Origin of the sequence: Pseudomonas sp. MIS38, from assembly GCF_019891575.1 — a bacterium.
GTDB classification, from domain to species: domain Bacteria; phylum Pseudomonadota; class Gammaproteobacteria; order Pseudomonadales; family Pseudomonadaceae; genus Aquipseudomonas; species Aquipseudomonas putida_A.
This window is the reverse complement of record NZ_JAFLXF010000029.1, coordinates 21,642-35,644: the sequence shown is the minus strand read 5'-3', so window position 1 is coordinate 35,644 and position 14,003 is coordinate 21,642. Positions and strand designations below refer to the sequence as shown.

The following is a 14,003-nucleotide window of genomic DNA, read 5'->3' as shown; positions in this document are numbered from 1 at the left end:
GAATCGGAATTTAGAGGGGGATTTCCCTGTGGGGTTAGGGAAATGCTGTCAGTCCGTATAAGACTGACCCGTTTAGCGCGTTGCATGCCTTGTGGGCGGCAGACGCAAAAATGGCTGCTAGCCTAACGAATTTGTCTGACAAACGCACTGTTTGAGGGCGAACTATCCGATACACGACGTGTCTGTGTCGCATTTACGCATCTATTTTTCCTACATGGAACTCTGTAGGTAGAGCACGAACCCTGTAGTGAGGGGATTTATCCCCGATGGGCCGAAGCAGCCCTGATTGAGAACTTGTAGCGCTTTTCGATTGGCTGGATACATCGGGTTTGGAGCCGCTTCGCAGCCCATCGGGGATAAATCCCCTCACCACAAATGCCCGCTAAAACGCAGATGCCAGAAACAACAAAGGCCACCCGAAGGTGGCCTTTGTCTGGTGAAGCGTCAGTCAAGCACGAGGCTTACTTGACAGCCCAACCGGTCAGCTCGGCCAGGGCCTTGCCGATGTCTGCCAGCGAACGCACGGTTTTTACGCCTGCGTCTTGCAGCGCAGCGAATTTCTCGTCTGCAGTGCCTTTGCCGCCAGAGATGATTGCGCCAGCATGGCCCATGCGCTTGCCCGGAGGAGCAGTCACACCAGCGATGTAGGAAACAACCGGCTTGGTCACGTGTGCCTTGATGTAGGCAGCCGCTTCTTCTTCAGCCGAACCGCCGATCTCGCCGATCATCACGATCGCTTCGGTCTTCGGGTCTTCCTGGAACAGCTTCAGGATGTCGATGAAGTTCGAACCCGGGATCGGGTCACCACCGATGCCGACGCAGGTCGACTGACCGAAACCGGCGTCAGTGGTCTGCTTCACAGCTTCGTAGGTCAGGGTGCCGGAACGCGAAACGATACCGACCTTGCCTGGCAAGTGAATGTGACCTGGCATGATGCCGATCTTGCATTCGCCTGGGGTGATCACGCCTGGGCAGTTAGGGCCGATCAGGGTAACACCCAGCTCGTCGCACTTAACTTTGGCGTCCAGCATGTCCAGGGTAGGAATGCCTTCGGTGATGCAGACGATCAGCTTGATGCCACCGAAAGCAGCTTCCAGGATCGAGTCCTTGCAGAAAGGAGCCGGAACGTAGATCACGCTGGCGGTAGCGCCAGTGGCAGCTACTGCGTCTTTAACGGTGTTGAACACTGGCAGACCCAGGTGCTCGGTGCCGCCTTTGCCCGGAGTTACGCCACCAACCATCTTGGTGCCGTATTCGATGGCTTGCTGGGTGTGGAAACTACCTTGCGAACCGGTAATACCCTGGCAGATAACTTTGGTGTCTTTATTGATCAGGACGCTCATTATTTGCCCTCCGCAGCTTTGACAACTTGTTGAGCAGCGTCGGTCAGGCTGGTAGCAGCGATGATGTTCAAACCGCTTTCTGCCAGTACTTTAGCGCCCAGCTCAGCGTTGTTGCCTTCAAGGCGAACAACAACCGGGATTTTCACGCCGACTTCTTTCACGGCGCCGATGATGCCTTCGGCAATCATGTCGCAGCGAACGATGCCGCCGAAGATGTTAACCAGTACTGCAGCGACGTTGGTGTCGGACAGAATGATTTTGAATGCTTCGGTAACGCGTTCTTTGGTAGCACCACCACCTACGTCGAGGAAGTTGGCTGGCTTGCCGCCGTGCAGGTTGACGATGTCCATGGTACCCATGGCCAGGCCGGCACCGTTGACCATGCAGCCGATGTTGCCTTCCAGGGCTACGTAGTTCAGTTCGAACTTGGCAGCGTGCGCTTCGCGCGGATCGTCTTGCGACGGATCGTGGAAAGTCTTCAGCTTAGGCTGACGGTACATGGCGTTGGCGTCGATGTTGATCTTGGCGTCCAGGCAGTGCAGATCGCCGTCAGCCTTGATCACCAGCGGGTTCACTTCCAGCAGGGCCAGATCGTGATCCTGGAACAGTTTGGCCAGACCAACGAAGATCTTGGCGAACTGGGCAACTTGCTTGCCTTCCAGACCCAGTTGGAACGCCAGCTCGCGACCCTGGAATGGCTGAGCGCCAACCAGTGGATCGATAGTGGCTTTCAGAATTTTTTCTGGAGTGTCGTGAGCGATTTTCTCGATGTCCACGCCACCTTCGGTGGAAGCCATGAACACGATGCGACGGCTCGAACGGTCAACGACAGCGCCCAGGTACAGCTCTTTAGCGATATCAGTGCACGATTCAACCAGGATCTTGGTGACTGGCTGACCATTGGCGTCAGTCTGGTAAGTCACCAGACGCTTGCCCAGCCACTGCTGTGCGAAGGCCTTGGCGTCTTCTTTGTTGCGAACCAGCTTGACGCCGCCCGCTTTACCGCGACCACCGGCGTGGACCTGGGCTTTGACAACCCACTCGCTGCCGCCGATTTTGTCGCAAGCTTCTGCTGCTGCTTCCGGGGTGTCTACTGCGTAACCAGTGGAAACTGGCAGGCCGTATTCAGCGAACAGCTGCTTACCCTGATACTCGTGAAGATTCATGCTTTTTACCGTCTTCGTTAGGTACTGCGCATTCGGCGCTGCGCTCTTGATGAGTGCCGCGCCACCTGTGACTGCTGCTTGCGTAGCCTTTCCGGATACCCGGTGCAGCTACGCAAGACTGCGTCCAGCGGACATTCCGCGGTGAGACTTGCTCGCAAGGCTCACGACGGGCCGCAACCGCCGTGGTTTCTTATTGTGTCTTAACGCTTCTTGCGGTTGGCAATGTGGATGGCGCCGCCATTCACAGCCAGAGCAGCTTCGTGCAAGGCTTCAGACAGGGTCGGATGGGAGAAAACCATCATGCCCAGGTCTTCAGCGCTGGTGCCGAATTCCATACCGATCGCGCCCTGCTGAACCAGTTCTGCAGCGCTTGGGCCAATCACGTGCACGCCCAATACGCGGTCAGTCTTGGCATCAGCGATGACCTTGACGAAACCACCGGTATCGTTGGCGGCCATGGCACGGCCGGAAGCGGCGAACGGGAAGGTGCCGACGTTAACTTCAACGCCTTCGGCTTTCAAGGCCTGCTCGGTTTTGCCAACCCACGCGATTTCCGGGTGAGTATAAATAACCGAAGGGATCAGGTCATAGTTCATCTGGGCTTTGTGGCCCTTGATGCGCTCGACAACCATGATGCCCTCTTCCGAGGCTTTGTGAGCCAGCATCATGCCGCGAACCACGTCACCGATGGCGTAAACGCCCGGTACGGTGGTGGCGCAGTGATCGTCAACGTGCACGAAACCGCGCTCGTCCAGGGTCACGCCGCTGTCGGCAGCCAGCAGATCAGTGGTCACCGGACGGCGACCAACGGCTACGATCAGCTTGTCGAAAGTGATGGTCTGTTCGCCGTTGGCATCGGTGTAGTTAACAACGACTTCGTCGCCGTTGACTTTGGAACCGGTGACGCGAGCGCCCAGCTTGATGTCCAGACCCTGCTTGGTCAGGGTTTTCAGCGCTTCCTTGGAAACGGCGGTGTCCGCTGCCATCAGGAACGTGTCCAGAGCTTCCAGGACAGTCACTTCTGCACCCAGACGCGACCAGACCGAGCCCAGCTCCAGACCGATCACGCCAGCGCCGATCACGCCCAGACGCTTAGGTACGGATTGGAATTCCAGAGCGCCAGTCGAATCGACGATGACTTTCTGATCGACCGGAGCCGGCGGAATGTCGATCGGACGCGAACCTGGAGCCAGGATGACGTTTTCGGCTTCGATGACTTCAACCGAACCGTCCGGCTTGGTGACTTCGACTTTCTTGCCAGCCAGCAGCTTGCCGTGGCCCTGGATCGAAGTAACGCCGTTGGCCTTGAACAGAGTGGCAACGCCGCCGGTCAGGTTCTTGACGATGCCAGCCTTGCGGCCAACCATCGCAGCGACGTCCATTTTGACTTCGCCGGTCGAGATACCGTGAACGTTGAAGCTCTCTTTGGCTTCCTTGTACTTCCAGGAGCTGTCCAGCAGCGCCTTGGACGGAATGCAGCCGACGTTCAGGCAAGTACCGCCGAGGGCCTGTTTGCCTTCAGCGTCGGTGTACTTCTCGATGCAGGCAGTGGTGAGACCCAGCTGCGCGGCCTTGATGGCAGCTACATAGCCGCCAGGGCCGGCACCGATCACTACTACGTCAAATTTCTGCGACATTCAAAAAATCCTCTTTAGCGAAAAGCTTCAAGCCGCGCGCTGCGGGCCGTACCGCCGTTGCCGACGGTACGCCACCCGCAGCGCATGGCTGCTTCTATCAGATATCCAGCAACAGACGAGCCGGATCTTCCAGCAGGTTCTTGATGGTCACCAGGAAGGTTACAGCTTCTTTGCCATCGATCAGACGGTGATCGTAGGACAGTGCCAGGTACATCATCGGACGGATCACGACCTGACCGTTGATGGCCATAGGACGCTGGATGATGTTGTGCATGCCCAGAATCGCTGCCTGCGGCGGGTTGACGATCGGAGTCGACATCATCGAACCGAAGGTACCACCGTTGGTGATGGTGAAGGTACCGCCGGTCATCTCTTCCATCGACAGTTTGCCGTCACGGGCTTTCTTGCCGAACGTGGCGATGCCGCCTTCGATTTCAGCCAGGCTCATCAGCTCGGCGTTACGCAGAACCGGAACGACCAGACCACGGTCGCTGGAAACGGCAACACCGATGTCGGCGTAGCCGTGGTAAACGATGTCTGCACCGTCGATCGAAGCGTTGACCGCCGGGAAGCGTTTCAGCGCTTCGGTGGCAGCCTTGACGAAGAACGACATGAAGCCCAGGCGTACGCCGTTGTGGGACTTCTCGAACAGGTCCTTGTACTTCGAACGCAGCGCCATGACTTCGGTCATGTCGACTTCGTTGAAAGTGGTCAGCATTGCCATGTTCGACTGGGCTTCAACCAGACGCTCGGCAACCTTGGCACGCAGACGGGTCATCGGTACGCGCTTCTCAACGCGATCACCGGCAGCGAATACCGGAGCAGCGGCAGCCGGAGCAGCAGCCTTGGCAGGTGCGGCAGCCGGAGCGGCTTTCTTCGCGGCAACAGCAGCCACCACGTCTTCCTTGGTCACACGACCACCTTTGCCGGTACCGGCAACGGAAGCGATGTTGATGCCGTTCTCTTCAGCCAGCTTGCGCGCAGCCGGAGCAGCAACAGGATCGTCTTCGCCTTCGGCAGCAGCCGGGGCAGCGGCAGCAGCGGCCGGAGCAGCAGCGGCGGCTGGAGCAGCGGCAGCAGCGCCGCCCGCTTCGATGGAGCCCAGGACTTCGTCGGACAGAACGGTGTCGCCTTCGTTTTTGACGATTGCGCCCAGCACGCCGTCGGCGGTAGCCAGCACTTCCAGTACGACCTTGTCGGTTTCGATGTCGACGATCAGGTCGTCACGCTTGACGGCGTCGCCCGGTTTTTTGTGCCAGGTGGCAACGGTGCCATCGGCAACCGATTCCGGGAAAGTGGGGGCTTTGATCTCGATAGCCATTATCTGTGGTTCCTTAAATTCGGTTTCAGGTGCGCGAAGGCGTTAAACGGTAAACGCGTCTTGCAGCAGTTTTTCCTGCTGCTCGGCGTGCATCGATGCGTAACCACATGCTGGGGCAGCAGAAGCCTCGCGGCCCGCGTACTCGAGTACGAGAGACTTGTCGAGGTTACCGATGCTGCGACGCAGGTGATGCTGGCTGCAGTACCAAGCGCCCTGGTTCATCGGCTCTTCCTGACACCAGACGGCATGCTTGACGTTGGTGTAAGGCGCCAGGACTTCTTTCAAGTCGTCCTCAGGGAATGGATACAGCTGCTCGATACGCACGATGGCGATATCGTCACGGCCTTCGGCACGACGTTTTTCCAGCAGGTCGTAGTAGACCTTGCCGCTACACAGAACAACGCGCTCGACCTTTTTCGGGTCCAGGGCATCGATTTCCGGGATCACGGTCTGGAACGAACCTTCAGCCAGATCTTCCAGGGTCGAGACGGCCAGCTTGTGGCGCAGCAGCGACTTCGGCGTCAGCACTACCAGAGGTTTGCGCAGCGGACGAATCACCTGACGACGCAGCAAGTGGTAGATCTGGGCCGGGGTGGTCGGCATGCACACCTGAATGTTGTGCTCGGCGCACAGCTGCAGGTAACGCTCAAGACGAGCCGAGCTGTGCTCAGGACCCTGACCTTCGTAGCCGTGCGGCAACAGCATGGTCAGACCGCAGAGACGGCCCCACTTGTGCTCGCCGCTGGTGATGAACTGGTCGATAACAACCTGTGCACCGTTGGCGAAGTCGCCGAACTGGGCTTCCCAGATCACCAGCGCGTTTGGCGTGGTGGTCGAGTAACCATATTCGAAGGCCAATACCGCTTCTTCCGAGAGGAACGAGTCGTACAGGTCAAAGCGTGGCTGACCGTCGTACAGGTTCTGCAGCGGAATGTAGGTGCCCGCGTCTTTCTGGTTGTGCAGTACAGCGTGACGGTGCGAGAACGTACCGCGGCCGATGTCCTGACCGGTCATGCGGATCGGGTGACCTTCGAACGCCAGGGTCGCGTACGCCATGGTTTCGGCGTAACCCCAGTTGATCGGCAGGCCGCCGGCTTGCATCTTCTGACGGTCTTCGTAGATCTTCGCGACCTGACGCTGAACCACGAAGCCTTCCGGAATTTCCAGCAGCTTGGCGGACAGTTCCTGCAGGGTCTTCAGATCGAAACGGGTGTCGTGACGCGCAGTCCAGGCGTGGCCCAGATACGGACGCCAGTCCACGAACAGCTCTTTGTTCGGCTCTTTGACCAGCGATTTCACTACGTGCAGACCGTTGTCCAGCGCATTGCGGTACTCGTCGACCTTGGCCTGAACACGTTCAGCGTCCAGTACACCGGCCTGAGTCAGACGATCAGCGTACAGCTCACGAGTGGTGCGCTGCTTGGTGATCTGCTGATACATCAGCGGCTGGGTGCCGCTTGGCTCGTCGGCCTCGTTGTGGCCGCGACGACGGTAGCAGACCAGGTCGATCACCACGTCACGCTTGAACTGCATGCGGTAATCGATGGCCAACTGGGTCACGAACAGCACGGCTTCCGGATCATCACCATTCACATGGAGGATCGGCGCCTGGATCATCTTCGCAACGTCGGTGGCGTACTCGGTGGAACGCGAGTCCAGCGGGTTGCTGATGGTGAAACCGACCTGGTTGTTGATCACGATGTGCACGGTACCGCCGGTCTTGAAACCGCGGGTCTGCGACATCTGGAAGGTTTCCATGACCACGCCCTGACCTGCGAATGCAGCGTCACCGTGGATGGAGATCGGCAGCACCTTCTCACCGGTCGGGTCGTTACGACGATCCTGACGGGCGCGAACCGAACCTTCTACCACCGGGGAAACGATTTCCAGGTGGGACGGGTTGAACGCCATGGCCAGGTGAACTTCACCGCCGGTGGTCATCACGTTGGACGAGAAGCCCTGGTGGTATTTGACGTCACCGGAACCCAGCTCGACCTTCTTCTTGCCTTCGAACTCGTCGAACAGCTCGCGCGGGTTCTTGCCGAAGGTGTTGACCAGCACGTTCAGACGGCCACGGTGGGCCATGCCGATGACGACTTCCTTGGTGCCGTAGGAACCGGAACGCTGGATCAGCTCGTCGAGCATCGGAATCAGGCTTTCGCCGCCTTCCAGACCGAAACGCTTGGTGCCCGGGTATTTGGTGCCCAGGTATTTTTCCAGGCCTTCACCGGCAGTCACGCGCTCGAGCAGGTGGCTCTTGATGTCGGCGGAGTACGTCGGACGACCACGCACGCTTTCCAGACGCTGCTGGAACCACTGGCGCTGCTCGGAATCGGTGATGTGCGTAAATTCAGCGCCGATGGTGCGGCAATATGTCTGCTGCAACGCTTCGTGAATTTCGCGTAGGCTCGCTTCCTCTTTGCCGATGAACAGGTCGCCGGCACGGAAGGTCGTATCAAGATCGGCATTGGTCAAGCCGTAATGATTGATCGACAGGTCTGCAGGTGCAGGACGCTGCCACAGCCCCAGCGGGTCAAGCTGGGCTGCCTGGTGGCCACGCATACGGTAGGCCTGGATCAATCGCAGCACTTCAACTTGCTTCTTCTCGTGCTCACTGCTCACGCTCCCGGCGGAAACCGGTTGGGCGCGGCGCTGGTTCTTTGCCAGCAGCACGAAATGATCGCGAATTGTGGAGTGCGAAACATCAGTGGCAGAGCTGCCGTCGGCAGGCAGCTTCTGAAAGTAGGTGCGCCACTCTTCTGGCACAGCGTTAGGGTCGTGCAGGTAGAGCTCATAAAGCTCTTCCACATAGGCAGCGTTTCCACCTGAAAGGTAGGCGCTGTTCCACATGCGCTGCATCACGCTTTCTTGCATGCTTGGTCACCCTCGGTTAGGGGAACACCATCGGCGTCAATACCGAGCAAACTTGCAGAAGTCCGAATGCAGCGACCAAAACAAGCCACTTAGGATCACGCTGATAGTCCGGGTACCAGCCCGGATGCCCCTGCTTGTCTCATTTCTTCAAAATAAGAGCTGCAGCTTGTGGCTACTGCTCTGGTTATAGCCATGACGCGGGTTGAAGCCCGCGCCACAGCCTCTTCGTTACAGCGGTTCTACGGTTACAGCAGCTGAATCACACGCCGCTCGAAAGCAGCATGTTACGGATGTGACCGATGGCCTTAGTCGGGTTCAGGCCTTTCGGACATACGTTGACGCAGTTCATGATGCCCCGGCAGCGGAAGACGCTGAACGGGTCATCCAGCGAAGCCAGACGCTCGGACGTCTTGGTGTCACGGCTGTCTGCCAGGAAGCGGTACGCTTGCAGCAGGGCAGCTGGACCCAGGAACTTGTCCGGGTTCCACCAGAAGGACGGGCACGAGGTCGAGCAGCAGGCGCACAGGATGCACTCGTACAGACCGTCGAGCTTTTCACGCTCTTCAGGGGACTGCAGACGCTCGATGGCCGGAGCCGGCGTGTCGTTCTGCAGGTAAGGCTTAACCTTCTCGTATTGCTTGTAGAAGATGCTCATATCGACAACCAGGTCACGGATAACCGGCAAACCTGGCAGCGGACGAACGATCAACTTGTTGCCTTTTACGACAGCGGACAGCGGCGTGATGCACGCCAGGCCGTTCTTGCCGTTGATGTTCATGCCGTCGGAGCCGCAGACGCCTTCACGGCAAGAGCGACGATAGGAGAAACCCTCGTCCTGCTCTTTGATCAGGGCCAGCACGTCCAGCACCATCAGGTCTTTACCACCGGTATCGACCTGGAATTCCTGCATGAACGGCGCAGCGTCCTGATCAGGGTTGTAGCGATAAACACTGACTTGCAACATGGCGATCACCCTTAATAAGTCCGGACTTTAGGTTCGAAAGTCGGAACAGTCTTCGGCGAGAAGTTTACGGCACGCTTGGCGACGCGTTTCTCACCCGGGAAGTACAGGGTGTGGCACAGCCAGTTTTCGTCGTCACGGTCTTCGAAGTCTTCACGGGCGTGAGCGCCGCGGGACTCTTTACGTACTTCGGCCGCGATGGCGGTAGCTTCAGCCACTTCCAGCAGGTTTTGCAGTTCCAGAGCTTCGATACGCGCGGTGTTGAACGCTTGCGACTTGTCGTTGATCTTCACGTTGGCGATGCGCTTGCGCAGATCGGCCAGCTGAGCGATACCCTTCTGCATGTATTCGCCAGTGCGGAATACACCGAAGTAGTTCTGCATGCAGCTTTGCAGCTCGCGACGCAGGGTAGCCACGTCTTCGCCATCGGTACGGCCGTTCAGCGCGTTCAAACGCGACAGGGCAGCTTCGATGTCGGCTTCGGTAGCGTCGTCGTATTCGATGCCGTCGGTCAGCGCCTTTTCCAGGTGCAGGCCGGCAGCGCGGCCGAATACCACCAGGTCGAGCAGCGAGTTGCCGCCCAGACGGTTGGCACCGTGTACCGATACGCAAGCCACTTCACCTACGGCGAACAGACCCGGAATGATCTGATCCACGCCTTCGGCGTTCTGGGTGATCGCCTGACCATGAATGTTGGTGGCAACGCCGCCCATCATGTAGTGGCAGGTCGGAACAACCGGAACCGGAGCAACCACCGGGTCAACGTGTGCGAAAGTCTTCGACAGTTCGCAGATACCTGGCAGACGGCTGTGCAGCACTTCCTCGCCCAAGTGGTCGAGTTTGAGCATTACGTGGTCGCCATTCGGACCGCAACCGTTGCCGGCGATGATTTCTTTAACCATCGAGCGGGCAACCACGTCACGACCAGCGAGGTCTTTCGCGTTCGGAGCATAACGCTCCATGAAACGCTCGCCGTGCTTGTTGATCAGGTAACCACCTTCACCACGGCAACCTTCGGTCACCAGTACACCGGCGCCGGCGATGCCGGTCGGGTGGAACTGCCACATTTCGATGTCTTGTACCGGCACGCCAGCACGCAGCGCCATGCCGACGCCGTCACCGGTGTTGATCAGGGCGTTGGTGGTGGAAGCGTAGATACGGCCAGCACCGCCAGTTGCCAGTACGGTGGCCTTGGCGCGGATGTACGAAGTTTCGCCGGTTTCGATGCAGATCGCGATCACACCGACAAACTCGCCTTCCTGGTTTTTCACCAGGTCGACCGCGTAGTACTCGTTCAGGAACGTGGTACCGGCTTTCAGGTTGCCCTGATAAAGGGTGTGCAGCAGTGCGTGACCGGTACGGTCGGACGCTGCGCAAGTACGGGCAGCCTGGCCGCCCTTACCGTAGTCCTTGGACTGACCACCGAACGGACGCTGGTAGATACGGCCTTGCTCGGTACGCGAGAACGGCAGACCCATGTGGTCCAGCTCGAAAACGGCAGCCGGGCCTTCCTGACACATGTATTCGATAGCGTCCTGGTCACCGATGTAGTCGGAACCCTTGACGGTATCGTACATGTGCCAGCGCCAGTCATCGTTCGGGTCAGCGGACGCGATCGCGCAGGTGATGCCGCCCTGGGCGGATACAGTGTGCGAACGGGTCGGGAAAACCTTGGTGATCACCGCAGTCTTGTGACCGCCCTGCGCCAGCTGCAGCGCAGCGCGCATGCCGGCACCGCCACCACCAATAATGATAGCGTCGAAAGAAATCGTTGGAATGTTAGCCATGACTCAGATACCCCAGAGAATCTGCACACCCCAGACGAAGTAAGCGAACATTGCAACGCCGCATACTGCCTGGAAAAGGAAACGTATAGCCGTCGCGGACTTGCCGAACGCCATTGGCGTCAGGTAGTCAGTCGCGATGGTCCACATGCCGACCCAGGCGTGAGCGCCGAGAGCAACAAGGGCCAGGAGGCTGAAAATACGCATCCCGTTGTGGGCGAACAGTTCATGCCACTGGGCGTACTCGAGGCCTGGGTGGGCCACGACGTATCCGATCAGAAAAATGAAGTAAGCCGCGAGAACGACCGCCGACACACGTTGCGCCATCCAGTCATAGAGGCCCGAACGCGAGAGGTTCGTGACGTTAGTTACCATATCCAGACTCCTGCCAGAACGATTACCACCACGGAAACGGCGATAACGATTTTCGAGCCCAGCTTGCCGCCTTCCAGCGTCTCACCGATGCCCATGTCCATGATCAAATGGCGCACACCGGCAACCAGGTGATACAGCAGAGCGGACAGGATGCCCCAAATCACTAGCTTGGCTAGCGGACTGGTCAGACACGCTTTCACCTGACCGAAGCCTTCCTCGGAGCTCAGCGACTTGTCCAATGCGTAAAGCATGATGGCAAGGCACACGAAGAGGATGACACCGGAGATACGGTGAAGAATGGACGTGTAAGCAGTGACTGGGAGTTTGATGGTCCTTAGGTCTAGGTTTACAGGTCGTTGGCTTTTCACGGCTTTTTTTTCACACTGAAGAGCCCCTAACAATCAGGGCAAAGTTGTTGGGGAGTGCACTGGTCAGGTAACCACCACCCAGGGATGCGACCCCCAATGAAAGCAAGCCCAAAAGCCCTTGGCGGTCGGTGGCCGAGTATAGACAGTTAGGCTACTAATGACAACGCAATCACCTACCCCCAATAGCTGATTGCACAAGTCGCATAAAAGGCGTAAATGGCAGTCAATTTCGAGGAAAAAGTGCGCTTAAAGCCTTCTGGAGCAAGACTTTAGGCAAATTGACATTCGAATTTATCTCACTATAGTGGTGCGGGCCCTGCGTGGGGGGTCTGTCTGATGGTTCAAGCATAAATAGGAGGCCACATGGCTGACAAAAAAGCGCAGTTGATCATCGAGGGCGCAGCCCCCGTCGAGCTGCCCATTTTAACCGGCACCGTTGGTCCCGATGTAATCGATGTTCGGGGCCTGACGGCCACGGGCCGCTTCACTTTCGACCCGGGTTTCATGTCGACCGCCTCGTGCGAATCGAAGATCACCTATATCGACGGCGACAACGGCATTCTGTTGCACCGCGGCTACCCGATCGAACAGCTGGCTGAAAAGTCGGACTACCTGGAAACCTGCTACCTGCTGCTCAACGGCGAATTGCCGACTGCAGAACAGAAGGCCCAGTTCGTCAGCACCGTGAAAAACCACACCATGGTTCACGAGCAGCTGAAAACCTTCTTCAACGGCTTCCGTCGCGACGCCCACCCGATGGCCGTCATGTGCGGCGTAGTCGGCGCCCTCTCGGCCTTCTACCACGACTCCCTGGACATCAATAACCCGCAGCATCGCGAAATCTCCGCGATCCGTCTGGTCGCCAAGATGCCAACCCTGGCAGCGATGGTTTACAAGTACTCCATGGGCCAACCCATGATGTACCCGCGCAACGACCTGACGTACGCGGAAAACTTCCTGCACATGATGTTCAACACCCCGTGCGAGATCAAACCGATCAGCCCGGTACTCGCCAAGGCCATGGATCGGATCTTCATCCTCCACGCCGACCACGAGCAGAACGCATCGACGTCCACCGTGCGCCTGGCAGGTTCCTCGGGTGCCAACCCGTTCGCCTGTATCGCCGCCGGTATCGCCGCACTGTGGGGCCCTGCCCACGGCGGTGCGAACGAAGCCGTTCTGACCATGCTTGACGAGATTGGCGATGTGTCCAACATCGACAAGTTCATCGCCAAGGCCAAGGACAAGAACGATCCGTTCAAACTGATGGGCTTCGGTCACCGCGTTTACAAGAACCGCGACCCTCGCGCGACTGTCATGAAGCAGACCTGCGACGAAGTGCTGAAAGAACTGGGCATCAACAACGATCCGCAACTCGAACTGGCCATGCGCCTGGAAGAGATCGCGCTGACCGACCCGTACTTCATCGAGCGCTCGCTGTACCCGAACGTCGACTTCTACTCGGGGATCATCCTCAAGGCGATCGGCATTCCAACCAGCATGTTCACCGTGATCTTCGCTCTGGCGCGTACTGTGGGCTGGATTTCGCACTGGAAAGAAATGCTCTCCAGCCCGTACAAGATTGGCCGTCCGCGCCAGTTGTACACTGGCTACGAGTCGCGTGATATCACCAAGCTGGAAGACCGCAAATAAGGCTTGTCTTGCGATAACGTCTTGAAGTTGTATCGGGAACGGCCTCTTATATAGAGGCCGTTTTTGTTTGTCTGGTCGCAGCGGCCTGTGGGCCGACTGGGTTTTGGGGTTTTGGGTGTATATCCGTTGCTGCGGTAACGGCCTCCTATGGTTCCGCCCTTACGGCGGGTCACTTTTGACAAACGCCTCAAAAGTAACCAAAAAGTCTTGCCCCGGCGTACGGCACTTCGCTGAGGCTCAGTGTTCCCTCGCTACGGTGTCCATCCGGGGGCATCGCCTCCGGTTTGCTTCGCTGCACCTCCTCTCGATGTATGCGGCTTCGCCGCATGGCGCTGCGCGCCTAACCCCCCGGGTGAACACCTTCGCTCGGCCTGCCGAAGGGGCAAAAGATCAAAAGCCAAAGCCAGATCAAAAACCAGATCAAGAGCCCCTCACCCTAGCCCTCTCCCGGAGGGAGAGGGGACTGATCGCGGTGTTTGGGAGAGTTACGCCGACGTGAAACACCCAGTCGAACTCAGGTT

Annotated in this window: 10 protein-coding genes; 1 reads left to right on the top strand and 9 read right to left on the bottom strand. The window is 58.2% G+C overall.

Going from position 1 to position 14,003, the window contains the following annotated elements; all coding sequences use genetic code 11:
* Nucleotides 1-461: 461 nt before the first annotated feature.
* From sucD to sdhC, 9 genes are all read right to left on the bottom strand, one after another.
* Nucleotides 462-1,343: a succinate--CoA ligase subunit alpha gene (sucD, locus tag J1G18_RS25445; RefSeq protein ID WP_003223019.1), complete on the bottom strand. Its 882-nt coding sequence runs from the start codon at nt 1,341-1,343 to the stop codon at nt 462-464.
* On the bottom strand, nt 1,343-2,509 hold the full coding sequence (gene sucC / locus J1G18_RS25440) for an ADP-forming succinate--CoA ligase subunit beta (RefSeq protein WP_003223015.1): 1,167 nt from the start codon (nt 2,507-2,509) through the stop codon (nt 1,343-1,345). Before sucC ends, sucD begins: the two co-directional genes overlap by 1 nt.
* 200 nt (nt 2,510-2,709) lie before the next feature.
* On the bottom strand, nt 2,710-4,146 hold the full coding sequence (gene lpdA, locus J1G18_RS25435) for a dihydrolipoyl dehydrogenase (protein ID WP_003223013.1): 1,437 nt from the start codon (nt 4,144-4,146) through the stop codon (nt 2,710-2,712).
* A 97-nt stretch (nt 4,147-4,243) separates the two neighbouring features.
* Nucleotides 4,244-5,467 (bottom strand): 2-oxoglutarate dehydrogenase complex dihydrolipoyllysine-residue succinyltransferase, encoded by a 1,224-nt coding sequence (gene odhB / locus J1G18_RS25430; RefSeq protein WP_003223011.1) that lies wholly within the window; start codon nt 5,465-5,467, stop codon nt 4,244-4,246.
* 42 nt (nt 5,468-5,509) lie between these two features.
* A complete protein-coding gene (locus tag J1G18_RS25425) occupies nt 5,510-8,341 on the bottom strand; it encodes a 2-oxoglutarate dehydrogenase E1 component (RefSeq protein WP_027614036.1) in 2,832 nt (943 codons plus the stop codon).
* A 259-nt stretch (nt 8,342-8,600) separates the two neighbouring features.
* Nucleotides 8,601-9,305 carry a succinate dehydrogenase iron-sulfur subunit gene (locus J1G18_RS25420; RefSeq protein WP_003223007.1) on the bottom strand — a complete coding sequence of 235 codons (705 nt, stop codon included), beginning with the start codon at nt 9,303-9,305 and terminating at the stop codon, nt 8,601-8,603.
* An 11-nt stretch (nt 9,306-9,316) separates the two neighbouring features.
* A complete protein-coding gene (gene sdhA, locus J1G18_RS25415) occupies nt 9,317-11,089 on the bottom strand; it encodes a succinate dehydrogenase flavoprotein subunit (RefSeq protein WP_007962857.1) in 1,773 nt (590 codons plus the stop codon).
* Between the two features lie 3 nt (nt 11,090-11,092).
* A complete protein-coding gene (sdhD, locus tag J1G18_RS25410; protein ID WP_003222999.1) occupies nt 11,093-11,461 on the bottom strand; it encodes a succinate dehydrogenase, hydrophobic membrane anchor protein in 369 nt (122 codons plus the stop codon).
* Nucleotides 11,455-11,829: a succinate dehydrogenase, cytochrome b556 subunit gene (sdhC, locus tag J1G18_RS25405; RefSeq protein ID WP_016773673.1), complete on the bottom strand. Its 375-nt coding sequence runs from the start codon at nt 11,827-11,829 to the stop codon at nt 11,455-11,457. The genes sdhD and sdhC overlap by 7 nt, the downstream gene beginning before the upstream one ends.
* 363 nt (nt 11,830-12,192) lie before the next feature.
* Between sdhC and gltA the strand changes: the two genes are divergently transcribed.
* A complete protein-coding gene (gltA, locus tag J1G18_RS25400) occupies nt 12,193-13,482 on the top strand; it encodes a citrate synthase (protein WP_003222994.1) in 1,290 nt (429 codons plus the stop codon).
* Nucleotides 13,483-14,003 lie beyond the last annotated feature (521 nt).

Bases quoted from the DNA above. Each gene is read 5' to 3' on its own strand.
- sucD (WP_003223019.1), bottom strand. From the start codon at position 1,343: ATGAGCGTCCTGATCAATAAAGACACCAAAGTTATCTGCCAGGGTATT.
- odhB (WP_003223011.1), bottom strand. From the start codon at position 5,467: ATGGCTATCGAGATCAAAGCCCCCACTTTCCCGGAATCGGTTGCCGAT.
- sdhA (WP_007962857.1), bottom strand. From the start codon at position 11,089: ATGGCTAACATTCCAACGATTTCTTTCGACGCTATCATTATTGGTGGT.
- gltA (WP_003222994.1), top strand. From the start codon at position 12,193: ATGGCTGACAAAAAAGCGCAGTTGATCATCGAGGGCGCAGCCCCCGTC.
- J1G18_RS25425 (WP_027614036.1), bottom strand. From the start codon at position 8,341: ATGCAAGAAAGCGTGATGCAGCGCATGTGGAACAGCGCCTACCTTTCA.
- lpdA (WP_003223013.1), bottom strand. From the start codon at position 4,146: ATGTCGCAGAAATTTGACGTAGTAGTGATCGGTGCCGGCCCTGGCGGC.
- J1G18_RS25420 (WP_003223007.1), bottom strand. From the start codon at position 9,305: ATGTTGCAAGTCAGTGTTTATCGCTACAACCCTGATCAGGACGCTGCG.
- sdhD (WP_003222999.1), bottom strand. From the start codon at position 11,461: ATGGTAACTAACGTCACGAACCTCTCGCGTTCGGGCCTCTATGACTGG.
- sucC (WP_003223015.1), bottom strand. From the start codon at position 2,509: ATGAATCTTCACGAGTATCAGGGTAAGCAGCTGTTCGCTGAATACGGC.